Genomic DNA, 24,761 nt, shown 5'->3' on the forward strand with positions numbered 1-24,761 from the left:
CTTCGTTCAACTTATTCCCAGCTTTCTAATTATCTTCTGTCCCACTTGTGATTTTATTTTTAAAGTTCTCCTGAACGTTTTCGGTCTTTAAGACCGACCCAGTGAAGGCGTTAATCCGCCTTACGGAAACGTCCTTGGAGTTGCGGGTCTGGATGGCAATGACCCAAGTAGGGATATAGACCCCATTATTATTAATGTTTAACAATTTAGTGTACGATCTTCTGGTCCAAAGCACCCTGGAGTTGTTGGGAATCTCATTGTACTGGTAGAGCCAGATCAGTGCCCGTTCTTCCGAAATGGTCTCAGAACTCTCGTGTAAAATCTTGATGTTATTAAGCGCCGTTTGCGTATAACTCTTAATATTACCGTCGTCATCTAAATAGAAGATGATTCTGGCATTATTGTCCATCAAATTACTCGTCAAAGCCTTCTGAATGTAGACAATCTTACTTGAATTGGACTGGTTTTGGTCATACTCATAATCCTCACCGTTAATCACAAAACTCTTTCTTTTCATGAGCGGGTCCAGCGTGTTCTGTGGGTTCCGATTATCAATGTCAATTGGCGTCCGCAACGTACTTACGACCGCTCCGTTTTCAAAGCGCGCGTCCTGATTTTTCAAGTTACCCATCTCATTTGCGAGATTACCATCATTAGAAGCGGAAATGTAGTAACCGTTAGAGCGCTTATTAGAGAGCTTGCCAACTGAAATTTCATCCCTGCGCATTTCTTTGATAATGGTGGAGTTCGCACTATTTTGACTCGTGTTCTCAGACTGCATGTTTTGGTTTTGAACAATCATTAGGACCAAAAAGACGTCCAAAATAATGAAAGCCAGCAAGAAGATCTCTTGAATTCGCTTAAAATTCATTAGAAGCTCTCCTTTCCGGTTCCATTGCCAATTAACTGGGAGTTAATCCAGGTGCCGTCGTAATTAACGAACCATGATGGCTGCAAGGTGATTAACTGCTTGTTGTTCTTTTCGGGAACAACTTGGTAACCAAGGGTGATGGATCTGACCTTCTTCATGTCAATTCCCTGAGCGGATAGTTGGTTTAAGATTGTTCCAGTACTTGGAAGGGTGGTACTTTCGGCGTTCGTTGGAATTGGGATTTGGAAACTTAAAAGTGAAAATTCATAACGATTGGCTCCACCATTCCCCATCTTAAACGAACACGTTCCCAGTCGCTTCTGATTGAAGACGGGATAACCCTCCACAAACGTTCGGTAGGTGACGGTGTTTTTGACCGGATTATAACTGTCAAAACGAGCATTATCCAGTGGAATCCCCAGCTTAGTAGCGTAGCGATAAGCCGAGTTCAAAACTTCCTCATAACTGTGACCCCGCTTACTTTGCTGGTAGTCCTGATAAATAACGTTGTCCTCATTGTCAAAGTTTAATGACTGGTCCCGACTACTGTAGGTCGTACTCTTCTTTCGGTGCTTAACGCTGGTATCCGTCGTATTACCTAGTACCCGATTAATGTAAGCCGTCTGGGACTGTTCTGCGAGTAAGTACCCGTAATTACGCATCTTGACCTGGCTTGGGTAGAAGAGAAACGGGCGATCGTTTAACGTCCGCATCTGAACGTCCACACTTTGAACTTTCGTAGTAAGAATGTTCTGTAACTTGGCTAAATTCCGCTTTTTAGTGGTGACCTGGTACACGTGGTAACCGTCATCGCCTAGCAGGTAAAAGTGGGTACTGTCATTTAGTGGAATGACCATGCGATCAACGTTGAAATCATTCTTTTTCACCTTGTGATTAAAAATCTTACTTAACAAATTAACTGGAACTTCGCCACCATAATTCAGCATCAGCGAATTTTCAGAGTTAAGGGTATCGATATACCGCTTTTGATTATCCTTTGAGACCTCTTTGATTGACTTGACCTGATAGGTCTTGATGTTTTTGACGATTTCACCGGTCAAACTCGTGGTCTCACTTGTGAGCGACTTCTGTTTCCCACTCCTAGTGGTAGTAATAACCTCGGTGGGAGAATAGATATCATAACGATTCTTCGAAGAAACTTCGCTTTTAAGCGTAGCTGATTTATCCTGATGCATTCGACTCCCAAAGCGAGCTGGATTGACCAGTAGTGCCACGATGAGCACCAAACTGACTAGTACGGCAATACACAGTGAAACCGGTAAAATATAAGGTTTAAGCTTCTCCTTCATCCCAAAGATCCTCCTCGACTGGTTCGTTTGGTAGTGAAATATAGAACGTTGAACCCTTTCCTTCAATACTATCGACCCAAATATGGCCGCCAAAGGCTTCCACAATTTCCTTAGAGATTGCGAGCCCAAGTCCACTTCCACCTTGAGCCCGTGAACGAGCTTTATCGACTCGATAGAAACGATCGAAAATGTGTTTAATGGCTTTTCGTGGCATTCCTAGTCCCTGATCGGAAATACTCATGATGATGCGGTTGTTCTGTTCGTACAGCCGACAGGTAATGATGCCACCGTCTGGTGAATATTTGATCGCATTATTCATAATGTTATCAATGACCTGGGTAAAACGGTCGGTATCGATGTCAGCCCACAGATCCTGCTTAGTAAAGTCCCGTTTAATGGAATAATTCTTCTTTTTCGGATCGTCATCGGTCTTAATGATCATGTCAAAACGATCCAAGATGTAGTTAAAGAGCTTGTTGATGTTAACTAATTCCGTATCATACTTCTGGGTCCCAGAATCCATCCGCGATAGTGTCAAAAGGTCGTTGATCATTCGAATCATTCGGTCGGTCTCGTCCTGAGTGACCTTCAAAAATTTGGGTGCCAACTTTTTATCCTTCCAAGCGCCGTCCTGCAAGGCTTCAATGTAGGAATGCACACTGGTTAAGGGCGTTCGCAGTTCGTGTGAAACATTGGATACAAACTGCTTCCGATCGTCATCAATCTTTTGTTGCAAGGTGATGTCATGGAACACGCAAACAAGCCCATTAATAAAGCCGGATTCACGCTGAATCAACGAAAAATGAGCTGATAAAATCAGCTTATGGTCGTGATCAGAAAAGTCCAAGTTGACCTGTCCTGGGTCTTCAATCAAGTTTTTAAGGGTGAACCGGTCGCGTAAATGCAAGACATCTAGGATGGACTTACCGATGACCTGTTGCTTACTAACGCCTAGAAAACTAAGCGCCTCATCGTTGATGATGATGACGTTTCCGCGACGATCCGTGGCAACCACCCCGTCGGTCATGTTATCTAAGACCGAATCCAGACGCCTTCGCTCTGACTCGGTTGACTCCTGAGACTCTTCAACCCGTACTGACAGGTTATTGACCGCCTTCGCTAGTTGACCCAACTCGTCATTTCCGTAGACCTTAACGTGCCCCGAATAATTACCGCGAGCAATCTGTTCCGTCTGCTTCTTCATTGCGTCGATTGGCTTCGTAATGGCCCGAGAAATAATGAACGTTAGAAGCAAGCCCAAGATGATGGCGACGATCGCCGCAAACAGGTAGATTAAGGTGATACTGTTGATGTTTTGGTAAACCGGATTCAGATTAGCCCGAACGTAAACGACCCCTTCCATGTTGTTTTCATTGCCCTGACTGTTAATCAAGGGTGTAATCATGGTGTAGTAACGGTTCCCATCACTGTAAGTGTTTTTCTCGATGGTTTTACCGTTATTTAAAGCGTTCTTGATGTCATTGTCGGTGGTCTTTTGTCCCACTAACGATTGGTCGCTACTCTGATTGGTTCCACGGATGTTCCCCCTGGAGTCCACCACCAGAATATCATCAGAATTGTTGGTATCAACGTCTTCAAGGATCGTCTGAATCTGCTTATTAGCCTTGGTTTGATTCCTTTTGGCTAACTGCTTTTTAAGGGATGTATTAACGTAGGGCTTCAGTTGGATGGAGTCCTTAAACGTATTCAAATTTTGGTACTCGAGTTGACGCACAAAAACGGCACCCACTACTTCCAAGGTAATGATCATCATTAAGGCGAAAACTAACGCAATCTTAAAATGAATGGACCTTAAAAAGTGCCAACGTCTTTTCTTCTTCATTACATGAATACCTCTAAACTAATCAATTTGGGTTATTCTTCTTTTTCGGAATCCCGCAGGTAATAACCAACCCCACGTCTGGTTACTAACCACTTGGGGTGACTTGAATCGTCTTCAATTTTTTCTCGTAAACGACGTACGGTCACGTCGACGGTTCGAACGTCACCGAAGTAATCGTAGCCCCAAACCGTCTGAAGCAAGTGCTCTCTGGTCATCACTTGACCAATGTGTTGGGCTAGGTAATGAAGGAGTTCGAATTCTCGATGGGTAAGATCCACACCCTTCCCGCGTTTGGTAACGGAGTAAGAGTCCGGATGAATCACCAGGTCACCGATTTCGATATCGTGATTATCGTCTTTCCCTTCCCCAGCTGAGCCAGTGATGTTTTGCCGTCTCAAGTTGGCCTTGACCCGTGCCACTAATTCACGGTTGGAAAACGGCTTAGTAACGTAGTCATCGGCACCGAGCTCTAGACCCAATACCTTGTCGAGTTCAGAATCCTTGGCAGTCACCATGATAATTGGCATGTTGTGGGTCTTTCGAACTTCCTTGGCAACTTCTAAGCCATCGACCTTTGGCAACATGAGATCAAGAATAATGAGATCAGGTGTATTACTATCAACCTTATCAAGGGCCTCTTGCCCATCGTGTGCGACGTCAACGTCAAATCCTTCTTTGGTTAAACTAAATTTTTCAATGTCTGTAATTGGTTTTTCATCATCGACAACTAGAATTTTTTTCTTCATAATATTATTTGTCTCCTTTGGACTACTGGTAGTCCCTATATCAATCAAGTTTGGGATCAAGGCTTATTTTACGCTCAATCCTAGTTAAATTGTAACACATCAAATTACTCGCTTCACGTTATTCAACAACTGTTGTTAATTAATAACAGCTCTTTTCAGTATTTCTTCCGTATCTGCAATTTCGCCTTTTTTGTAAATTAGTGTTGCATGGGGTTTTGCGGTATGCTATTATAATAAATGTACTTTTGATTTGGGCAGTTAGCTCAGCTGGCAGAGCAACGGACTCTTAATCCGTGGGTCCAGGGTTCGATCCCCTGACTGCCCATCACATATCATGATCATGGTTAACGCCATGATCTTTTTTTATATCATTAATTTCACTAAAAAAGGAAAGACCATCTTCGTTAATTGCGAAGGATCCTTCCTTTTTTATTTTTTAATTGCTAAAATTTCGGTTAAAATTGCTAAAACAGCACAAAAGCCGGCCATCGCCAGACCAATCCAAATCAAGCTTTGATCCTCAATAAACGGAACGAGGATCAAAAACATTGCCGCCAAAAAGGCCAAGATTAACGATAGGACATGTTGCTTCTTCACGCTTAACACCTCTAATCCTTGAACACCATGGGATTACATCAATTGTTTCACGTGGAACAATTATCATTTAAAACAGTGAAGCCTGTTGATAGGCAACTTCATCTACTTCTTTCAACTGATTAATCACAACTTGGACACCTTTGGTGGTAAAAGCCGCGTTTACGTATAGTTTATCCGCTCCACATGGTTGAGGCAAGTTAAAATGACCAATTTTTGGTACCATTAACTGCTTTTTCACACTCAGGTCACTGGGGCTATTATTTCCCTTGAGCCATTTGATGGTGTAGTGATGGGCTCTTAAGAACTGGTAAAACTCACGTTTCGTCATTTCCATCCCACTTACGTGTAACTCACCGTAAACGTCATCAATTGATTTAGTGATCTGATTCTGCTTTAAACTATTTCCGTAACGCAACACGATTGGTTTTACCTGCTGCTGAATCCAGCGCATTAGTCGGTCAGCACGTGGATAATTACTAAGGGAAGCAAGACGACACGTTCCTAAAACGGTTAATCGGTTAACTCCATTTTCATCAGTCACTAGTTCACTGTCTGAAAGCGAAACCATTTTGGGCTTCAATAAATTAATTACATCTAAGTAGTCAAAATAGACGTTCGACCCATCGAAACTAACGGTCAGTGGATGCCCACGAAAACCACCTACATCAATTACCTGCACGTTCTCACCTCCAACTAGTCCTTAATGTCGTTTAAGATCCATACTGAGATTGCCGCCAAAACCATGGTAACCGCCGCAATTGCAAAGATGTTAGCAATGGATCCAATTGCCATCACAACTAGTGGACTGGCAAGTGAAGCCACAATTTGGGGAATACAAATTTGAACGTTAAACAGTCCCATGTACACACCAATGTACTTTCCTGGAATCTCACGGGTTACAAAAGTCAACGGGTAGACCGAAACGCCAGCCCATCCAATGCCAATCAAAATAAACGCAAGCACCTGCAAGAAAACGGTGTGGGAGAATGCTGACATCAAAAAGCCGACTCCGCCAATTACCAAACTAATTGAAAAGAGCAACTTATACTTTCGTTGGGGGATTCTTGATAGTAAAAGTGAAAAAATAACAGCTGATAAAGCATAAACGGCCGATAAAATTCCAAATAAATTACCACCGGACTGATAACCACTGCTCATCGGATTGGTTGTGTTGAAAACGTTTTTGGCAATGATACTCGTCCCGTACATCCACATGTAGGCAAAGCCAATGTAGGCAAAAAGTTGGATGATGGATACCACCCAGAAAACGCGTGGAGCATCTTTTAAAAGCATCCACGTACTCTTTTTGGCCCGTTCGCCATTCTGCTCCAGTCCATGATAGTCATTAAACTGTTTAGGGGGGTACTCATCAACCTTCATGACGGTAATAAACGTACAGAAGATTAAAACGATCACCGCAACGTAGAACGAAAAAATGACTGAATTAGGAATCATCCCTTTACTAGCGGTGTTACTGACCCCGAGCTCGGTGAAAACCCACGGCGATAAACACGCTAACACACTCCCAATGTTTAAGAAAAAACTCTGAATTGAGTAAGCAAACCCACTCTGACGTTGATTAACCATGTCACCAATCAACATCTTGTAGGGTTGCACACACATATTGAACGCAATCATCAAAACCAACGTGATGACGGCGGCCAGTGAGATCGTAATGATGCTCGGCCAGCCAAAATCACCAACGTTTGGTAAAAGAAACAGGGTAACGGCGGAAGCAACGGTTCCAATAATGAGGTAGGGAATTCTTCTTCCCCATTTTGGCACCCAGGTTCGATCGGACCACGCTCCCACTAACGGTTGGACAAATAATCCCGCAATTGGGGGAATAATAAACAGAAGCCCTAAAAGACTCGGAGAAGTCCCGAGGGTCTGAAAAATTCTTCCCAGTTGCGAATTCATTAAGCCAAACGCCATTTGGACTCCAAGAATTCCAAAGGATAGAAACCAGATTGCGGCCGTGGTAAGTTTTGGCAACCCTTGTGTCTTTTCATTGTTATTCATTGAAAATCCTCTCAATCATTCTTAATTTTAATAAAAAGACCACTTACTCTGTAAGTGGCCTTTTACTGTACACCATCGTTTGAAGCGTATGAAATCGATGAAAACTTATTATACGATTTAATAAAGAGCAGTTTAACCGTTCCACGTGGACCCGAACGGTTCTTTTCGATAATAACTTCAACTTCGCCAACGTTATCATCATCATTTTCAACACCGGAACGTGGATCTTGGTCATCATCATCTGAATCGTGTTCATAATAATCCTCTCGGTATAAGAATGCAACAATGTCAGCATCCTGTTCGATTGACCCCGATTCACGGATATCAGACAGCACCGGACGCTTGTCCTGACGCTGTTCCACCCCACGCGAAAGCTGAGATAACGCAATCACTGGCACCTGTAATTCATTGGCCAGTTTTTTAAGTTGTCTGGAAATCTCAGACACTTCCTGTTGCCGGTTTTCTTTATTACCACCCTCAATTAACTGGAGGTAGTCGACCACAATCAGCCCTAAGTTCCCCGTTTGTTTTGCCAAACGACGACAGTTGGCCCGAATTCCAGCCATTTTATTGCCGGGAGTATCATCAATGTAAATGTGGGCCTTAGAAAGACTGCCCATCGCAATGACTAGATTTTGCCACTCCTCTTCAGTTAACTGCCCCGTTCTAAGGTGATTGGCGTCAATGCTACCTTCAGCACACAACATTCGGTTCACTAACGATTCGGCACTCATTTCCAAACTGAAAATGGCCACCGTCTTGTCGGTCTTGGTTCCCACGTTTTGTGCAATGTTTAGCGCAAAGGCGGTTTTACCAACGGCTGGCCTGGCAGCTAGAATCATCAATTCGCCAGGATGAAGTCCGGTCGTCATCTTATCGAGCTCGTGATAACCAGTCGCAAGTCCCGTGATGTCGTCGCCACCATTTTGAGAAAGTTGGTCAATCTTTGTAAATGATTCGTTTAAAACGTCCTTGATGTTCTTAAATCCCGACTGATTACGGTCCTCAGAGACGTTCATAATGTCACGTTCGGCATTATCTAAGAGGTCTTCGACGTCTTCGGACTGTTCGTATCCCTGGGTGGCAATATTAGTAGCCGTCTGAATCAAGCGCCTGAGCACGGCCTTATTTCTTACAATTTTCGCGTAGTAGACCAAGTTAGCGGCCGTTGGCACGGCGTTGGTCAGATCAATGATGTAAGGCACACCACCAACGTCTTCCAGCTGGTCACGCTGCTTCAAAAGATCGGTCACGGTCACGGCATCAATGCCCTGATCGTCATCATTTAGATCCAACATCGCCTTAAAAATTAATTGATGCGCCCGCTTATAGAAGTCATCTGGATTCAGATATTCCATCGCGTCAACTAAACCGTCGGTACTCAGAAAAATGGAACCCAAAACGGCCTTTTCGGCCTCAATATTTTGTGGTGGCGTGTGATCATTTAAAGTATCGTTGTTCATTATCGACTCTTTTCTAACTGCAACTTACGACTATTTTTCGCTGACGTGAACCCGAATTTGAGCGGAAACCTGGGGATGAACCTTAACGGGAACATCGGTGTACCCCATGGTCTTGATTGGTTCACTTAATTCAATCTTCCGTTTATCCAGTTTAATGTTGTATTGATCCAAAAGTCCCTGGGCAATCTGTTTACTGGTAATGGAACCGAACAAGCGACCGTCAGACCCAGCCTTGGCTTTCAACTCAACGACGGTTTTGTCATTTTCAAGTTCTTTTTTTAGTTTCTTGGAATCTGCTAGTTCCTCTTGCTCGTGCTCCTGTTCAACGTGTTGTTGAGCCTTTAATTCACTGATAGCCTGCTTGGTAGCTTCTTTAGCCAAGCCCTTCTTAATCAAAAAGTTGTTAGCATACCCAGATGGCATGTCCTTAACGTCGCCCCGGTTGCCCTTGCCTTTAACATCGCTTAAAAAGATTACTTTCATTTTAAATCCCTCCTTGTTTACTAATAATTTAACAGATTTAAACTAATTCTGCTATTGGTCGGTTTTATCATCGTTATTAACGATTTTATCAATGGCACCTAGCAGTGTCTTCTTAACCTCTGAAACACTTTCGTCGGGAATTTGCGTAGCTCCCGCTGATAAGTGGCCACCTCCACCAAGTGCTTCCATAATCAACTGAACGTTAATGTTACCATTACTTCGCGCCGAGATTCCAATGTTCCCGTTCGTCCGCTTAAAGACGATAAACGAGGCTTCCACTCCGTCAATCATCAGTAGCGAATCAACGGCTTGCGCGGCAATGACCGAATCATATTCCTTATCATCTTCAGCGGTAATCAGGGCCATGTTCTCATCAATCTGTTCCATCATGGAAATCAGGTGGTTTCGGGCCATGTAATTATTGATACTTTCCTTCATAAAGTCGGCCATTTCGTCAGCGTTGGCACCGGCTGACCGCAGATAGCTCGCCGCATCAAACGTTCTCGTTCCCGTTCTAATGGTAAAGGATTGGGTGTCAACCACAATCCCACTCAGCATGGCAGTCGCCTCTAACTGATTGATTGGATCGGCGTCTTGAGACTGGTACTCAAACATCTCGGTAATCAGTTCGCAGGCTGACGAAGCGTAGGGTTCGATGTAAACCAGGATCGGATTCTCTGGGAAGTCTTCCCCACGTCGGTGATGGTCAATGATGACGACGCGGTTCTTTAAGCGTTTGTAAAGGTCCCCAGAAACACCCATGTCCGGTTTGGAATGGTCAACCATAATCAGCAAACTGTTGTCAGTTGCCTTTTTCAACGCCTTATCTGGAGTAATAATTGACTCTTTAATGTCTGGATAATCATCAATCGCGTTTAATAACCGCTTGATGTCTGAGTGCGGTTCTTCGTCATCCATCACAATCCAACACTGCTTCCCGTTCATCTGGGCAATCCGTCTGATTCCCATGGCGGCTCCCATCGCGTCCATGTCAGGCTGTGCATGACCCTGCACAAAGATTTGATCCGATTCTTTCATTAACTCTTGTAAAGCGTGGGAAATCATCCGCGCCCGGACCCGAGTTCGTTTCTCCATTGGGTTCGTCTTTCCACCATAGTAGCGGGCTTCTTTGTCCTTGGCCTTAACGACCACCTGATCTCCACCACGACCGAGGGCTAAATCAAGGTTACTTTGAGCCTGGTCAGCTAAGTTGTTCAGGTTATTATCATCGTATGAAATCCCGATACTAAGGGTCAAAGGAAGGTTCTGTTTCGAGGTATCCTCTCGAATCACGTCTAAAATCTTAAATTTATCCGCCTCAATTTGATTCAACGCGGAAACGTACAACAGAATAAAGTAATGATCGGCATCAATTCGCTTTAGAAAAATTCCGTATTCCTGCGCCCACGAGCTCAGTTCGTTGGTGATGTAGTTTCTAAGGTTCGAGACGTCCTGGTCGCTCATTGACTGCGTAATTTCGTCAAAGTTATCCAGAAAAATCTGGCCGACCGCAATTTTACCGTTTTCGTACTTCTTTTCAATCTCAGCATAGCGGGTAATGTCCATCATGTAGACGGTGTTGTACTCTCTTTGAATCAACATATCGAACATGTGACCGCGCCAGGTGACCTCAATTGGCTTGGTCTGGTCAAGGTTTGCCTGAATGATGTCAAAGAGGTCTGGAGCAGAATGGTCAAGTGGATATCCGACCACCTCCGTACTATCAAAGTATGGCTGTAAATATGGATTAATCCACTCCACCACGTGGTTATCATCAAGGATTAAGATCCCAATCGGCATCTCAAGCAGTGACTCCTGTTGTCCGCGCATGATTTGATAGGACAAATCGTTGATGTACTTATCGGATTCTTCACCCACGCGGTTCATCGTGTTAATGGTATAGACAAGTCCCACACAAGCAATCAGTAAAAGAACGATTCCGATAAAGAAGTTGTAGAGAAAGGCAATTACTAGTCCCAAAATCAATGAAATTGCAATAAAAATCGTAATTTTTCTTAATCGTGTATTTTTTAAAAATGGCGGCAACGTCATTTGTGAAAAGAATTTCTTCATAGTAACTCCCATCTTTGCTCCATTATAGCTTCTATTTTATCACATTGAGGCAACCCAATAATCGGATAAAAAAAAGACCTAACTAAATTAGTTAAGTCTCAAATTCTTAATTAGTCACCAACTACGAATGGCATTAAGCCCATGATGCGGGCACGCTTGATCGCAATGGTCAACTTACGTTGGTTTTTAGCGCTTGTTCCGGTAACTCGACGAGGTAAAATCTTACCACGTTCTGATACGAAACGTCTTAACAAATCAACGTCTTTGTAATCAATGTATTCAATATGATTAGCGGCGATAAAGTCAACCTTACGGCGACGATGGCCACCTCTTCTTTGTTGAGCCATGTGTAATTCCCTCCTAAAACATTAATCAAATCGTTCCATTAAAATGGAAGATCGTCATCGGAAATATCAATCTGGTCTCCAGAGTTAGCAAACGGATCCTTCGAATTGTCGTTACCTTTACTATTGTTAGGAGTGGCCTGACCACTCGTCTTTGGAGTTCCAAATGGATTTTCGCTAGGAGCGTGATTGCCACCGTTGTTAACTTGACCCTGACCATTTCCGTTCTGTGAACGTGGTTCAAGGAGAGTGAAGTTCTCAACGACTACTTCGGTAACATAAACCCGTTGGCCCTGCTTGTTTTCGTAATTTCGGGTCTGAATTCGACCTTCAATTCCAACCAGGGAACCCTTATGCACGAAGTTGGCAAAGTTTTCAGCTGATTTGCGCCAAATGACACAGTTGACGAAGTCAGCTTCCCGATCACCATTCGAATTAGTGAAACGACGGTCAACAGCTAGCGTAAAAGTACCCACTGCTGCGCCGTTTTGGGTGTATCGCAAATCAACGTCTCGTGTTAAGCGTCCAGTAAGAACTACTGTATTAATCATACTGAAAAACTCCTTTCATTCTAATTATTTGTCGTCTCTTCTTACGATCATATGACGTAAGATGTCTTTGTTAAACTTAGCAAGACGGTCAAACTCGTCTAGACCTTGGTCGTTGTCGCCTTCTTCAACGTTAACAATGTGGTAAGTACCTTCATTGTAACCGCCGATTTCGTAAGCAAGACGACGTTTTTGCCAGTCTTTTGAATCGATTACGTTTGCACCGTTATCAGTCAAGATCTTATCGAAGCGGTTTACCAAGTCAGTCTTGGCAGCATCGTCGATATCTGGTCTGATGATGTAAGTAATTTCGTATTTGTTTTCCATGAATTACACCTCCTTGTGGACTGTCGGCTCTTCAGTGATTTGGAGAGCAAGGGGAGTCAATTAAAATCTAATTAAACTCACAACGATTGATTATATCATTGATTGTTTTTTACTTCAACAGGACATGCGAGACGTTGACTTGCGATACATGATTAAATACGAAGCTTTTTTTAAATCTTTTTTTAATCACCATTATAAATTGAATTTTTTACGACCACGTAATCAACTTTTCTAATGGCATCGATGTCTTTTCCACCAGCATAAGAAATTGATGACTGCAAATCTTCCTGCATTTCTCTTAAAGTGTCGTAGATGCTGCCCTTAAACGGAACCAGCAACTTCTTACCCTCGACGTTCTTGTAGGCACCCTTTTGAAATTGCGATGCGGAACCAAAGTACTCTTTGTATTCCTTACCGTCTTTTTCAACGTTTTTACCGGGCGACTCTTCGTGGCCCGCAAACATCGATCCAATCATGCACATTGTAGCACCAAAGCGAATCGATTTCGCAATATCACCATCGGTCCGAATCCCACCGTCAGCAATGATGGGCTTTCTGGCACCTTTCGCACAGTACCGAATGGCAGCTAGTTGCCATCCTCCCGTTCCAAATCCGGTCTTAATCTTGGTAATGCAGGCTTTCCCGGGTCCAATTCCAACCTTGGTAGCGTCCGCTCCGGCATTTTCAAGTGCCCGCACGGCTTCTGGCGTTCCAACGTTTCCAGCAATCAGGAAAGTGTCAGGCATCTGTTCTTTGACAAATTTAATCATATTGATAACCGAGTCCGAGTATCCGTGAGCAATGTCAATCGTAACGTATTCAGGGATCTGGTTGGCTTTGACCAACTCTTTAATGAAATCATACTCGCCAGGCTTGACCCCAATACTGATGGAGGCAAACACGCCATCAGCGTGCATCTTTTTGACGAAATCAAGTCGTTTTTCTGGTTGAAAACGGTGCATGACGTAAAAATAACCGTTTTTTGCGAGGCTTTCGGCTAAATCAGCATTAATGACCGTCTGCATGTTGGCGGGTACGACCGGAATCTTGAACTTACGGCCACCGAATTCCACGGAAGTATCACACTCACTTCTAGAATTGACCACACACTTATTCGGAATCAGTTGAATATCTTCATAATCAAACACGTCCATCTTCATAACTCTCCTTGATTATTTTACGAACTATTTTGTCAAATTTAGTTTAAATGTTTCAAACACAACCAATATCATAATCGAATTGCACCATTTAATCAATATGAAAGTGCCAATTTACGAATGTTAACCATAAATTTAGCCAAAAAAATAGCACTACCGTTAACGTAGTGTTATTTTTGACCATTATTCTTCGGATCGATCAGTAGATGAAGCTGGTTCATTGACCTTTGATTCGTTTTCTTCATCCTTAGCAACGACCGCCATCGTCGCAACTTTGGCATGATCGTCAACTCGAATTAAGTGAACTCCAAGGGTGGCACGTCCGGTTTCAGAAACGTTATTAACCGCAAACCGAATCATAACACCCATGTTGGTGATTAACATGATGTCTTCATCACCAGTCACGGTACTTAATCCCACTAGGGGACCATTTTTCTTAGTAACGTTTGACGTCTTGATTCCTTTACCACCGCGACCTTTGATCGGGTAGTCGGAAGCTTTCGTGCGTTTCCCATATCCATTTTCAGAAATGACAAACACGTCACTATCAGGTGTCAAGATGGCCGCTCCAACCACATAGTCGTTTGGTCTGAGTCGAACTCCTCTCACTCCTGAAGCGGAACGTCCCATAGAGCGAACGTCATCAGCTCTAAAGCTAACGGCGTAGCCCAAGTGGGTTCCAATGATCATGTTGTCGCCGTTATCCACGATGGATACGCCAATCACTTCATCATTATCGTGTAAGTGAATGGCCTTTAAACCATTCTTTCGAATGTTCAAGAAGTCAGAAACTGGGGTTCGTTTAACCGTTCCCAGTTTCGTTGTAAAGAACAGGTACTTGTCTTCGTCATTATGCTGGGACGAAATACTGATAACCGTTTGAATCTTCTCATTTTGACCGAGATTTAAGAGGTTAACAATTGGAATTCCCTTCGCGGATCGTCCGTACTCTGGGACTTCGTAAGCTTTCATACTATAAACTTTGCCAGCGTTCGTGAAGAACAAGAGTCGATCATGGGTTGCCGTTGACAGGAGATGTTCAATGAAATCGTCCTTATTGACACCCATTCCTTGAATTCCACGACCTCCACGATTCTGGGCCTTGAACTCGTCGGTTGGTAACCGTTTAATGTAGCCATTGTGGGTCAATGTAATTACGACGTTTTCCTCTTCAATTAAGTCTTCGTCTTCAATACTGGTAATTTCTCCAACCAGTAATTCGGTTCGCCGTTTGTCACCGAACTTTTTCTGAATCTCAAGGAGTTCATCGTAAATGATGCCGTTGATCCGATCCCGACTGTTTAAAATGTCTTTGTAATCTTTAATGTTAGCCAGTAATTTATTGTGCTCGTCGGTAATCTTGCCACGTTCCAATCCGGTTAATCGAACCAGCCGCATGTCTAAGATCGCTTGGGCTTGCTTGTCGTCTAAATCAAAATTACTAATCAGTTCGTTTTTGGCGATATCGCCGGTCGCGGAATTACGAATAATCTTGATGACGGCATCAATGTTGTCAAGAGCAACCAGTAACCCTTCCAGAATATGAGCTCGAGCTTGAGCCTTACGTAAGTCAAACTTCGTTCTTCTGGTAATAACTTCCACCTGATACTCCAGGTAGTACTGCAAAATTTGTTTCAGACTCAAGACTTTCGGCGCACCATCAACGATGGCTAGCATGTTGAAACTAAAGGAGGTTTGCATCAGGGTTAACTTGTACAGATTGTTCAAGATAACTTCGGCTGAAGCATCCCGTTTGACATCAATCACAACCCGCATTCCGTCCTTATCGGACTCATCGTTAATGGCGGTAATACCTTCAATTCGTTTGTCCCTTACTAGTTCAGCAATCCGTTCGATTAACTTAGCCTTGTTGACCATGTACGGCAATTCAGTCGCAATAATGCGCTGCTTGCCGTTTTTTTGTTCCTCAATGTCAACCTTAGCCCGAACAATGATACTACCACGACCCGTTTCGTAGGCCTTTCTGATTCCAGACTTACCCATAACCACTCCCCCAGTGGGAAAGTCCGGTCCGGGCAGAGCTTCCATCAGATCATTGGTGGTAGCGTCTGGATTTCTCATCAAAATGTGAATTGCACTAATTACTTCGCTTAAATTGTGAGGTGGAATGTTAGTGGCCATTCCAACCGCAATCCCAGAAGCTCCATTTAAAAGGAGGTTCGGAATTCTAGCCGGTAAGACCACTGGTTCACGTTCGGTGCCATCGTAGTTGGGCTGAAAATCAACGGTGTCCTTGTTGATGTCTCGCAACATTTCCATCGCAATCTTGGAGAGTCGTACCTCGGTGTAACGCATGGCAGCGGCACCATCACCATCGACGGAACCAAAGTTTCCGTGTCCGTCAACTAACATGTAACGATAACTAAATTCCTGAGCCATTCGAACCATGGCCTCATACACGGAACTGTCACCGTGAGGATGAAACTTTCCTAGAACATCCCCAACAATTCGCGCGGATTTCTTGTAAGGCTTATCCGGTGTAACTCCTAGTTCGTGCATATCGTACAGGATTCGACGATGAACCGGTTTTAAGCCGTCACGAACGTCAGGAAGCGCACGGGACACAATCACACTCATTGCATAATCCAAGAATGATGATCTCATCTTCTTCGATAATTCAATGTTTTGAACTCGACTTGGTTTATTATTTTCTTCATTTGCCAAGAGATTTTGCCTCCATTCCTTGTTAAATCAGTCAATTAACCTAATTGTTTCACGTGAAACAATTTATACATCCAGGTTTTCAACAAAGGTTGCGTTGTCTTCAATAAACTTCCGTCTTGGAGCCACCTTTTCACCCATTAACATGGTGAAGGCTTCTTGAGCAGCCGAAGCATCATCAGAAGTAACCCTTAGAAGCCGACGATGATCTGGATTCATGGTGGTGTCCCATAACTGTGAGGCATCCATTTCGCCTAAACCTTTGTATCGTTGAATTTGTGGTTTTGGTGAAGCCGGAAGTTGAGCTAACAACTCCTGAAGTTCCTCATCAGAATCAACGTATCGTTGGAATTTGTTTCCCTGACGAACTCGGTACAACGGTGGCTGGGCAATGTAGACGTATCCAGCATCAATCATTGGACGCATGTAGTTATAAATTAAGGTTAGAAGCAAAATCTGAATGTGGGCCCCATCAACATCGGCATCGGTCATGATGATTAACTTGTGGTAGTTAACCTTACTAATGTCGAAGTCACTGCCAAAGCCAGTCCCCATCGCGGTAAACAAAGAACGAATTTCTTCGTTAGCCAGAATTTTTTCCATCGTGGCCTTTTCAACGTTTAAAATTTTGCCACGAATTGGCAGGATGGCCTGCGTCAGTCTAGAACGACCTTGTTTAGCGGAACCCCCGGCCGAGTCACCTTCGACAATGAACAATTCGGAGACTTTCGGGTCCTTACTGGTGTTGTTAGCCAACTTCCCGGGTAAACTGTTGATTTCAAGTCCGCTTCGTTTTCTGGTTACTTCACGAGCCCGTTTTGCTGCGGCTCGCGCTTTAGATGCCACGGAACCCTTTTCAACAATCTGTTCGGCAATCTGAGGATGTTCCATCATGAACTTGGAAAATTCCTGACCGAAAATGTGGTTCGTAGCGGTTCTCGCATCAGAGTTACCAAGTTTGGTCTTGGTCTGACCCTCAAATTGAGGATCGGGATGCTTAACCGAAACGACCGCGGTCATTCCTTCTCGAACATCGTCACCAGAAAGGTTCGGTTCGCTATCCTTAATTAAATTGTTGTTTCTCCCGTAGTTATTGATAATTCGGGTCAAAGCCTGCTTGAACCCTTCTTCGTGGGTTCCACCTTCATAGGTATTGATGTTATTAGTAAACGTCAAAAGAGTGCTGTGATAATCGTTAGTGTACTGAATGGAAACTTCGACCGTGATGCCATTTTCCTGACCCTCAATGTAGATGGGATCCTTGAAGATTGGAGTGCGACCCCGATCGAGGAATTCAACGTAGTGCCGAATTCCACCTTCGTAGAAGAAATCGTGTTCCACGGGTTTTTCGGGGCGATCGTCTCTAATTGTGATTCTTAACCCCTTGTTTAAAAAGGCCAGTTCTCTGACACGCGTGGTCAAAGTCTTCATGTTAAAGGTCGTGGTCTCGGTAAAGATGTCTGGATCGGGAACAAAGTGAACCTTAGTTCCGTGAGCATCCCTGGGTGCGTCCCCAATGACTTTCATTGGCGTCTTGACGTGACCCCTTTCAAAGTCCATGTAGTACCGCTTGCCACCTTTAGTAACAACAACGTCCAGTTCCTTTGACAAGGCGTTTACCACTGAGGCTCCAACTCCGTGAAGTCCACCAGAAACCTTGTATCCGCCACCACCGAATTTACCACCAGCGTGAAGGATAGTGAAGACGGTCTCTAGTGCCGATTTACCGGTATCTTTTTGGGTATCCACGGGAATCCCACGACCGTTATCAACGACCGTAATACTGTTATCCTTTTCCACGGTAACGTTGATTTCGTCAGCAAAACCCGCCAACGCTTCGTCAATTCCGTTATCGATAATTTCCCAAACTAAGTGATGGAGTCCCTGTTCGTTAGTGGCTCCAATGTACATTCCGGGACGCTTTCTGACCGCTTCTAGTCCCTTTAGGACTTGGATTTGACTAGCGTCGTACTCCCCGGCTCGTTCTCTTTTTGCTTCTTTTTCTTGATCAGTCACTACAATTCCTCCTCAACTACGTTACTCGGATACAATGACTCCCTTTTCAATGTGAAAAGTCTTGGGATTGTTGATTAAATCAGATGCGACCCCACTCATACTTGTGGTTGTTAGAAAGGTTTGAACCCGATCCTGAATGGCAGTCAGCAAGTGGGTCTGCCGACTTTCATCAAGTTCAGACAAAACATCATCAAGTAGTAAAACCGGGTACTCGCCGGTTTCTTCTTTCATTAAATCGATCTCGGCCAACTTCGTGGATAATGCCGCTGTTCGCTGTTGACCCTGTGAACCAAATATAGAGACATCCTTACCGTTAACCATGAAGTGTAAATCGTCACGATGCGGCCCAAAGATCGTCGTTCCTTGCCTCACTTCTTTATCTCGATTGGCCTTAAATTTAGCCAGCAGACTCTGATAGATTCGTTCCACCGACGTTAAATCGGTCTTTTTTAGCGCGGTGACGTATTTAAATCGCAACGTTTCCTTTTGCTGTGAAATTTCGTAATGGATGGCCGAAGACCATTTCTGTAATTTGGCAATCAGTTGGATGCGTTGAAAAATAATCTTGGCCGCATACGCTGAAAGCTGGTCTGACAATACATCCAGGTAGACCAGATCACTCTGTTTGTGAAGTAATAGTTCACGTAAATAGGCGTTTCGTTGTTTCAAAATTCGACGGTACTGGGTCATGTTGTATAAATAGCGATTACTCATCTGGCCAAACTCCATGTCCATAAAGTGCCTTCTAATCTGAGGCGAACCCTTTACAATCGACAAATCTTCGGGGGCAAACAAAATCACGTTCAGCTGCCCAACGTAAGACGATAGCTTGGGCTGCTCAATGTGATTGACCTTAGCTCGTTTGCCATTTTTACCAAAATCAAGCTCTAGTTCAGTGGTGGTATGGTTCTTTTTAACTCGACCCCACAATTGCGCATGGTGTTCTTCCCAATTAATCAAATCACGATTGGTAGTGGTCCGATGGCTCTTGGTGAGTGCGAGCGCATAAATCGCTTCAAGTAGATTGGTTTTGCCCTGGGCATTTTGTCCAAGTAACACGTTCACTCCATCTGAGAAATGAACGTCAGCATCTTTATAATTACGAAAATTGCGTAATTTCAATTCTTTTAGCTGCATGCTTAACCCTACTTTGTCTTAATAAAAAACATCCCTACGTCTGGAATTGAGACCGTATCACCCTGGTAGAGTTTCTTGCCACGTCGATTCTCAGGCTCATCGTTTAGATACACCATATTTTCCTTTAGGTACCACTTCGCTTTGCCACCTGATTCAACAATGTTCTCTTCTTTTAAGAGTTGCCCTAAAGTTATGTACGGAGTCGTTATGAAAATGTCTTTTTTCATGAATTCACCCACTTTCAATCTATTTCTATTATACGCTAAAATTTGGTAAAAGTACATAAATCGGGCGATTTTATGCGCTTTATGCGCGTGTACGCATTTCTAGACAAAAATGCCTCAAATGATCTAAAAAGCTCATATTCGTAAATAAATGGAAATATGAGCTTTTTTAATATTTTGAGGTCTTTGGTAAATATAATTTGGTTTCATTTTAAAGACATAAAAAAAACGACCTCAAAATGAAGGTCGTTAATAATCATTCTTAATTAAAAGGTTCGAACTGGGGTAATCAATTGGATGAAATCTTCTTTATTTTCGGTTGGAACCAGCGTGAACGGACGAAGAGCTGAAGTAAACGCAATCTCAATGTCAGTTTGCCCAAAAACTCTGAGAGCTTCCTTCATGTAATCGGGGTTAAACGAAATTTCAAGGTCATCGCCCTCTGAAGTCTTTGGCTTTAAATCCTCTTCAACGGTTCCAACGTCAGGAGAATTCCCCGAAATGGTAACAACCTGGTCGGTTGGTTTAATCGTCAACTTAATGACGTTATTTCGCGATTCATGTGACAACAGCGAAGCCCGCTCGATTGCGGCGAGCAAGTCACCGGCCGCAAACTCCATCTTGGTACTTGAGGTCTTTGGAATCAGACGCGAAGTATCCGGATAATTGCCCTCAAGTAAACGTGAGTAGAACCGGGTGTCGCCGAGGGTAAAGAGGACCTGATTCTCTGACAGGTTCATCTGGATGTTTTGATCGATTCCGTCAAGCATGTGTGAGAGTTCTTTTAAACTGTCACCTGGGATGACCACGTCAAACTTACCGTCGTCATCAGCTGGAAGACTAACTCTTCGTTGACTTAAACGGTGACTGTCGGTTGCAACCGCAAGCAACTTATTGTTAGCAAGCGTGAAGTGCACCCCAGTCAAGATTGGCCGACTTTCCTGTTTTGAAACCGCAATGACCGTCTGTCCGATAACCTGTCTGAAAATATCAGCCGCTAAATCAACCGTATTCTCGGAATCAATTTCAGGTAGATGTGGGTAACCGTTCGCATCAAGACCGTTGATCGTAAATTCTGAGTTGCCTGACTTAATTGTGGTCTGAAAGTTGTCACCAACTTCTAATGACATGGTTTTGTCTGGTAACTTTTTAACAATCTCACTAAAAAAACGGGCTGGTAAGACGATGCTACCAGTTGAGTTAATCGTGAGTTCATTATCTGGGTTAGAAGCTTGAATGCTAGTTTGAATTGAAACGTCAGCGTTACTACCAGTTAGTAGAATGTCACTTTCCGATACATCTAATTTTAAACCCGTCAAAATTGGAATGGTCGTTTTTGATGAGATTGCTCTTGATACGGTATTTAGTGCTTTGATGAAAGCATTACGGTTAATTACGAATTTCATTGCCAAATTTCCCCCTCAAAATGTGGTGCATGTTTATTTACTTAATTAAAAAGATAAAAAACAGTAGAAGCAGTAGGCACTGTTAATACTGTGGATAACTCAATGATTAGTTACGGAATAAAAGTTATCAACTGTGGATAACTTTGTGGGTAAATCAACGGTTAATTTCCCGTTTATCCACACCCGTCATTATAACATTTTTAAACCGAGCAACGCTTAGTGCTGGAGTTCCGTCTTGATGTCTGAGATTTGCTTACTCAGATCAGAGTCATTTGCGGCCATTTTACTAATCTTGTCGTAAGCGTGAATGACGGTAGTGTGATCCTTACCACCGAATTCGTCGCCAATTTTTGGAAGCGAATTGTCGGTCATTTCACGTGACAGGTACATGGCAACCTGTCTAGGAACCACGATGGCCTTGACCCGTTTGGTGCCCTTAATTTCCTTTACACTAATGTGATAGTAAGAGGCGACTTTCGAGATAATGTCTGAGACGGTCAGAGCCGAGCGCGCTTTGGCCAACTTCAGCGGCCTTAGGGCGTTTGCCACTAGTTCAGTGTCAATGGGAGCGTTATTGAGTTTGGAAAAAGCCTGCACCCTTGATAACGCCCCCTCCAGTTCTCTGACGTTAGACTCAATTTGACTCGCGATGTAGCCTAATGCGTCCGCTGGAATGTTCATGTTGTCAGCTTTGGCCTTGGCCCTAAGGATAGCGGTTCGTGTCTCTAAATCGGGAGCAGTAATGTCAACGGATAGTCCCCACGCAAACCGGGATACCAACCGGTCTTTTAGTTTTGGCACTTCGTTTGGCAAACGGTCAGACGTTAAGACAATCTGCTTGTGATTAGAATATAACGCTTGAAAGGTGTTAAAAAACTCATCCTGAGTTCCTTCTTTATTACCAAAAAACTGGATGTCATCAACTAAGAGGACGTCGACGTTTCGGTAAACGTTTCTGAAATCATCCATCTTATTGTTTTGGATGGCACCGATAAAGTCGTTGGCGAATTTCTCACTTGTAACGTACATCACCCGCTGACTCGGGTCGTGTTTGATAATGTTGTTGCCAATCGCGTGCATCAAGTGGGTCTTACCTAAACCAACTCCACCATATAAGAAGAGTGGATTGTACAATTTTCCGGGTGATTCACTGACCGCTAGCGCTGCGGCCTGAGCCATCTTGTTACCCTGTCCAATCACGAAGGTTTCAAAGGTGTAATTGGGCTCCAAGTGCGTGTCGGTGTAACTATATGACTTTTCGCTCTCGTCTCCCGGTGTAGGAGCTGGGGTTTGCTTCTTTTTTAATTCTTCTTCTAGAACAAATTTTGGTGAAATGTTCTTGTAAGTAATGGCATAAGCGTACTCAACCAGCTGACTTTTAAGCATTTTCTCCCAGTAGTCACGGTGAAGCGAGGATGGTAATTCGAGTGTTAGGGTATCGCCATCATATGAGATTGGGTTCACGGTGGCGATCCATGTATCATATGTCGTTCCCTCAAATTTCGGATCCGCTTTAAATTTACTTTTAATTTTGTTCCATAATTCGTTTTGATCCATTGAGAGTGACTCCTTGTGTTTAAATTATGAATGTATAATATCATTTTTAAAAAAAGTTTTCCACAGAAAAAACAGGGTGTGGACAAATGTTTCACACCCTGTTTACTGTTTATCCACAGCATTGTTAATAAATATCAAAATCACGCGAATATTTTAGGTAATTAACACGAAAATGTGGACAACTAATTATTAATGTGACGGGGATGTTCAGCATGATTATTCATTTTATCCACAGATTGTGGTTAACGTTGTTAACATGCTGTGTTTTTGTTTAAAAACGTGTTGAATTCGTGTTAATTACGGGATGAGTTATCCACAATAATCCACAAGTAAATTTTATGAAACTTTTTTGAATCGAACGGAGTGTTACCTATGAATTTAAAATCCCTATTTGAAGATTGGTCGATTTGTGATACTATAAGTTAGAAAAGCTATTGAATAAACAATTTAATATAGGCGATTAATTAGTAAGGAGGGTTAGTAATGAAAAGAACTTACCAACCAAAGAAACGTCGTAGAAACCGCGTTCACGGATTTAGAAAACGTATGAGCACTGGCAAAGGTCGCAAAGTGTTAGCACATCGACGTCAAAAAGGTAGAAAAGTATTATCGGCATAGGCCACTGACCATTCAGTGGTCTTTTTCATTATTTTTTGAAAATACTTGGAGATTATTCATGAGAAAATCGTACCGTGTCAAAAAAGAAGCTGACTTTCAAAAGGTTTTCGAAAAACATGATTCGGTTGCTAATCGACAATTTGTCGTGTATCAACTGGAAAAGCCGGGACAAAAACATTTCCGCATCGGGATTTCCGTTGGAAAGAAGATTGGAAATGCCGTGCATCGCAACTGGGTTAAACGTAGAATTCGCCAGTCGATCACCGAATTAAAGCCAGACCTAAAAACGGACGTTGATTTTTTAATCATTGCGAGACCGAGAGCGGATGCGATGTCACAAAAAGACGTTAAGGCAAGTCTAATTCATGTTTTAAAGTTAGCTCATTTACTAGATTCTGATTATAGCGAGGAATAAAATTGAAAAAACTTAAACGAATCGCTACTACACTTGCGATTGCCAGTATTGGTCTGGTGCTCACGGCATGTAGTAACGCCCCAATTACTAGTCATAGTAAAGGAATTTGGGATGGCTTAGTTGTCTTGAATTTCTCAAGAGTGATTATTTGGTTATCAAAGTTCTTTGGCGATAACTATGGAATTGGAATTATCCTCTTCACCATTCTGGTTAGAATTATTCTTCTTCCGTTAATGATGTATCAGACCAAGAGTATGAAGAAGACCCAGGAAATTCAGCCCCAATTGAAGGCCCTGCAAAAGAAGTACTCCAGTAAAGATTCAGAGACCATGGAAAAACTGCAGACTGAGCAGCAGAAGCTCTACAAGGAAGCAGGAATTAATCCATGGGCCGGCTGTTTGCCAATGGTAGTCCAGTTGCCAGTGATCTTCGCCTTGTATCAAGCCATCTGGCGAACTCATATCCTTCGAACTGGTCACTTCTTGTGGTTACAGCTGGGAACTCCAGATCCGTACTACATCCTGCCAGTTTTGGCCGCCGTGTTCACGTTCCTTAGTTCGTGGTTGTCAATGAAGGGGCAACCCGAATCAAACGGAATGACCACGATGATGACGATTGGGATGCCAATCATTATCTTCTTCACCGCGTTAAACGTGCCATCAGCTTTGTCACTATACTGGGTGGTAACCAATGCGTTCCAAGTAGTTCAAACGTTATTGATTCAGAACCCTTGGAAGATTAATCGTGAACGTGAAGAAAAAGAACGTGAAAAGCGTCAACACGATCGCGCCGTTAAAAAGGCCATTCGAAAGGCCAAGCAGAGTAAACATCACAAATAGATTACTAAACAAAAAGCAGACGTTGGTCTGCTTTTTTTATTTTTGTGACAAATGTAATATTACATCTCTAAAATCCTATTCCA

23 protein-coding genes and 1 tRNA gene are annotated in these 24,761 nt (G+C 43.2%); 4 read left to right on the forward strand and 20 right to left on the reverse strand.

Going from position 1 to position 24,761, the window contains the following annotated elements; all coding sequences use genetic code 11:
- Positions 1-25: 25 nt before the first annotated feature.
- The 4 genes from AC6UD1_RS05690 to yycF are packed head-to-tail and all read right to left on the reverse strand — an operon-like array spanning position 26 to position 4,770.
- Positions 26-871 (reverse strand): two-component system regulatory protein YycI, encoded by an 846-nt coding sequence (locus AC6UD1_RS05690; protein WP_500707516.1) that lies wholly within the window; start codon positions 869-871, stop codon positions 26-28.
- Complete coding sequence (locus AC6UD1_RS05695) at positions 871-2,181, reverse strand: YycH family regulatory protein (RefSeq protein ID WP_500696263.1); 1,311 nt, start codon at positions 2,179-2,181, stop codon at positions 871-873. The genes AC6UD1_RS05690 and AC6UD1_RS05695 overlap by 1 nt, the downstream gene beginning before the upstream one ends.
- Positions 2,165-4,024 carry a cell wall metabolism sensor histidine kinase WalK gene (gene walK, locus AC6UD1_RS05700; RefSeq protein ID WP_500707517.1) on the reverse strand — a complete coding sequence of 620 codons (1,860 nt, stop codon included), beginning with the start codon at positions 4,022-4,024 and terminating at the stop codon, positions 2,165-2,167. Before walK ends, AC6UD1_RS05695 begins: the two co-directional genes overlap by 17 nt.
- A gap of 32 nt (positions 4,025-4,056) precedes the next feature.
- Positions 4,057-4,770, reverse strand: coding sequence for a response regulator YycF (yycF, locus tag AC6UD1_RS05705; RefSeq protein ID WP_039143559.1), 714 nt, complete (start codon positions 4,768-4,770; stop codon positions 4,057-4,059).
- A gap of 252 nt (positions 4,771-5,022) precedes the next feature.
- Between yycF and AC6UD1_RS05710 the strand changes: the two genes are divergently transcribed.
- A tRNA-Lys gene (locus AC6UD1_RS05710) sits at positions 5,023-5,095 on the forward strand.
- 104 nt (positions 5,096-5,199) lie between these two features.
- Here AC6UD1_RS05710 and AC6UD1_RS05715 read toward each other — a convergent pair.
- The 16 genes from AC6UD1_RS05715 to dnaA all read right to left on the reverse strand — a co-directional run bounded on the left by AC6UD1_RS05715 (position 5,200) and on the right by dnaA (position 22,806).
- Positions 5,200-5,367, reverse strand: a complete 168-nt coding sequence (locus AC6UD1_RS05715) for a hypothetical protein (protein WP_500695955.1) — start codon at positions 5,365-5,367, stop codon at positions 5,200-5,202.
- 67 nt (positions 5,368-5,434) lie between these two features.
- Positions 5,435-6,046 (reverse strand): hypothetical protein, encoded by a 612-nt coding sequence (locus AC6UD1_RS05720; protein WP_500707518.1) that lies wholly within the window; start codon positions 6,044-6,046, stop codon positions 5,435-5,437.
- A gap of 14 nt (positions 6,047-6,060) precedes the next feature.
- Positions 6,061-7,389, reverse strand: coding sequence for an MFS transporter (locus AC6UD1_RS05725; protein ID WP_500707519.1), 1,329 nt, complete (start codon positions 7,387-7,389; stop codon positions 6,061-6,063).
- 62 nt (positions 7,390-7,451) lie between these two features.
- Entirely contained in the window at positions 7,452-8,852 is a 1,401-nt protein-coding gene (dnaB, locus tag AC6UD1_RS05730) for a replicative DNA helicase (protein ID WP_500701429.1), read from the reverse strand.
- Between the two features lie 30 nt (positions 8,853-8,882).
- On the reverse strand, positions 8,883-9,335 hold the full coding sequence (gene rplI, locus AC6UD1_RS05735; RefSeq protein ID WP_500694197.1) for a 50S ribosomal protein L9: 453 nt from the start codon (positions 9,333-9,335) through the stop codon (positions 8,883-8,885).
- A gap of 51 nt (positions 9,336-9,386) precedes the next feature.
- On the reverse strand, positions 9,387-11,408 hold the full coding sequence (locus tag AC6UD1_RS05740; protein WP_500707520.1) for a DHH family phosphoesterase: 2,022 nt from the start codon (positions 11,406-11,408) through the stop codon (positions 9,387-9,389).
- 110 nt (positions 11,409-11,518) lie between these two features.
- Entirely contained in the window at positions 11,519-11,755 is a 237-nt protein-coding gene (rpsR, locus tag AC6UD1_RS05745) for a 30S ribosomal protein S18 (protein ID WP_010022194.1), read from the reverse strand.
- Between the two features lie 38 nt (positions 11,756-11,793).
- Entirely contained in the window at positions 11,794-12,303 is a 510-nt protein-coding gene (gene ssb, locus AC6UD1_RS05750; protein WP_500694199.1) for a single-stranded DNA-binding protein, read from the reverse strand.
- A 24-nt stretch (positions 12,304-12,327) separates the two neighbouring features.
- Entirely contained in the window at positions 12,328-12,627 is a 300-nt protein-coding gene (gene rpsF / locus AC6UD1_RS05755) for a 30S ribosomal protein S6 (RefSeq protein ID WP_500694200.1), read from the reverse strand.
- Between the two features lie 182 nt (positions 12,628-12,809).
- Positions 12,810-13,781 (reverse strand): GMP reductase, encoded by a 972-nt coding sequence (locus tag AC6UD1_RS05760; RefSeq protein WP_500707521.1) that lies wholly within the window; start codon positions 13,779-13,781, stop codon positions 12,810-12,812.
- Between the two features lie 186 nt (positions 13,782-13,967).
- Positions 13,968-16,409: a DNA gyrase subunit A gene (gyrA, locus tag AC6UD1_RS05765; RefSeq protein WP_500707575.1), complete on the reverse strand. Its 2,442-nt coding sequence runs from the start codon at positions 16,407-16,409 to the stop codon at positions 13,968-13,970.
- Between the two features lie 123 nt (positions 16,410-16,532).
- The gene (gene gyrB / locus AC6UD1_RS05770; RefSeq protein WP_500694202.1) at positions 16,533-18,482 is read right to left on the reverse strand and encodes a DNA topoisomerase (ATP-hydrolyzing) subunit B; all 1,950 of its coding nucleotides are present in this window, start codon (positions 18,480-18,482) and stop codon (positions 16,533-16,535) included.
- A 21-nt stretch (positions 18,483-18,503) separates the two neighbouring features.
- Positions 18,504-19,619: a DNA replication/repair protein RecF gene (gene recF / locus AC6UD1_RS05775; RefSeq protein ID WP_500707522.1), complete on the reverse strand. Its 1,116-nt coding sequence runs from the start codon at positions 19,617-19,619 to the stop codon at positions 18,504-18,506.
- Positions 19,620-19,627: 8 nt separating this feature from the next.
- Positions 19,628-19,846, reverse strand: coding sequence for a S4 domain-containing protein YaaA (gene yaaA / locus AC6UD1_RS05780; RefSeq protein ID WP_500694205.1), 219 nt, complete (start codon positions 19,844-19,846; stop codon positions 19,628-19,630).
- A gap of 263 nt (positions 19,847-20,109) precedes the next feature.
- The gene (gene dnaN, locus AC6UD1_RS05785) at positions 20,110-21,249 is read right to left on the reverse strand and encodes a DNA polymerase III subunit beta (RefSeq protein WP_500694206.1); all 1,140 of its coding nucleotides are present in this window, start codon (positions 21,247-21,249) and stop codon (positions 20,110-20,112) included.
- Between the two features lie 216 nt (positions 21,250-21,465).
- Positions 21,466-22,806 carry a chromosomal replication initiator protein DnaA gene (gene dnaA, locus AC6UD1_RS05790; protein ID WP_500707523.1) on the reverse strand — a complete coding sequence of 447 codons (1,341 nt, stop codon included), beginning with the start codon at positions 22,804-22,806 and terminating at the stop codon, positions 21,466-21,468.
- 483 nt (positions 22,807-23,289) lie between these two features.
- Between dnaA and rpmH the strand changes: the two genes are divergently transcribed.
- Genes rpmH through AC6UD1_RS05805 form a run of 3 tightly spaced genes read left to right on the forward strand, consistent with a single transcriptional unit; the run spans position 23,290 to position 24,678 of the window.
- Positions 23,290-23,424, forward strand: coding sequence for a 50S ribosomal protein L34 (gene rpmH / locus AC6UD1_RS05795; RefSeq protein ID WP_500694208.1), 135 nt, complete (start codon positions 23,290-23,292; stop codon positions 23,422-23,424).
- A 58-nt stretch (positions 23,425-23,482) separates the two neighbouring features.
- Positions 23,483-23,839 (forward strand): ribonuclease P protein component, encoded by a 357-nt coding sequence (gene rnpA / locus AC6UD1_RS05800; protein ID WP_500695946.1) that lies wholly within the window; start codon positions 23,483-23,485, stop codon positions 23,837-23,839.
- Between the two features lie 2 nt (positions 23,840-23,841).
- The gene (locus AC6UD1_RS05805) at positions 23,842-24,678 is read left to right on the forward strand and encodes a YidC/Oxa1 family membrane protein insertase (protein WP_500696254.1); all 837 of its coding nucleotides are present in this window, start codon (positions 23,842-23,844) and stop codon (positions 24,676-24,678) included.
- Positions 24,679-24,761 lie beyond the last annotated feature (83 nt).

Source organism: Fructilactobacillus sp. X8R1C1 (genome assembly GCF_059900945.1).

Coding starts and splice junctions, on each gene's coding strand:
- AC6UD1_RS05690 (WP_500707516.1), bottom strand. CDS start 871: ATGAATTTTAAGCGAATTCAAGAGATCTTCTTGCTGGCTTTCATTATT.
- AC6UD1_RS05695 (WP_500696263.1), bottom strand. CDS start 2,181: ATGAAGGAGAAGCTTAAACCTTATATTTTACCGGTTTCACTGTGTATT.
- walK (WP_500707517.1), bottom strand. CDS start 4,024: ATGAAGAAGAAAAGACGTTGGCACTTTTTAAGGTCCATTCATTTTAAG.
- yycF (WP_039143559.1), bottom strand. CDS start 4,770: ATGAAGAAAAAAATTCTAGTTGTCGATGATGAAAAACCAATTACAGAC.
- AC6UD1_RS05725 (WP_500707519.1), bottom strand. CDS start 7,389: ATGAATAACAATGAAAAGACACAAGGGTTGCCAAAACTTACCACGGCC.
- dnaB (WP_500701429.1), bottom strand. CDS start 8,852: ATGAACAACGATACTTTAAATGATCACACGCCACCACAAAATATTGAG.
- rplI (WP_500694197.1), bottom strand. CDS start 9,335: ATGAAAGTAATCTTTTTAAGCGATGTTAAAGGCAAGGGCAACCGGGGC.
- AC6UD1_RS05740 (WP_500707520.1), bottom strand. CDS start 11,408: ATGAAGAAATTCTTTTCACAAATGACGTTGCCGCCATTTTTAAAAAAT.
- rpsR (WP_010022194.1), bottom strand. CDS start 11,755: ATGGCTCAACAAAGAAGAGGTGGCCATCGTCGCCGTAAGGTTGACTTT.
- ssb (WP_500694199.1), bottom strand. CDS start 12,303: ATGATTAATACAGTAGTTCTTACTGGACGCTTAACACGAGACGTTGAT.
- rpsF (WP_500694200.1), bottom strand. CDS start 12,627: ATGGAAAACAAATACGAAATTACTTACATCATCAGACCAGATATCGAC.
- AC6UD1_RS05760 (WP_500707521.1), bottom strand. CDS start 13,781: ATGGACGTGTTTGATTATGAAGATATTCAACTGATTCCGAATAAGTGT.
- gyrA (WP_500707575.1), bottom strand. CDS start 16,409: ATGAGATCATCATTCTTGGATTATGCAATGAGTGTGATTGTGTCCCGT.
- recF (WP_500707522.1), bottom strand. CDS start 19,619: ATGCAGCTAAAAGAATTGAAATTACGCAATTTTCGTAATTATAAAGAT.
- yaaA (WP_500694205.1), bottom strand. CDS start 19,846: ATGAAAAAAGACATTTTCATAACGACTCCGTACATAACTTTAGGGCAA.
- dnaN (WP_500694206.1), bottom strand. CDS start 21,249: ATGAAATTCGTAATTAACCGTAATGCTTTCATCAAAGCACTAAATACC.
- dnaA (WP_500707523.1), bottom strand. CDS start 22,806: ATGGATCAAAACGAATTATGGAACAAAATTAAAAGTAAATTTAAAGCG.
- rpmH (WP_500694208.1), top strand. CDS start 23,290: ATGAAAAGAACTTACCAACCAAAGAAACGTCGTAGAAACCGCGTTCAC.
- rnpA (WP_500695946.1), top strand. CDS start 23,483: ATGAGAAAATCGTACCGTGTCAAAAAAGAAGCTGACTTTCAAAAGGTT.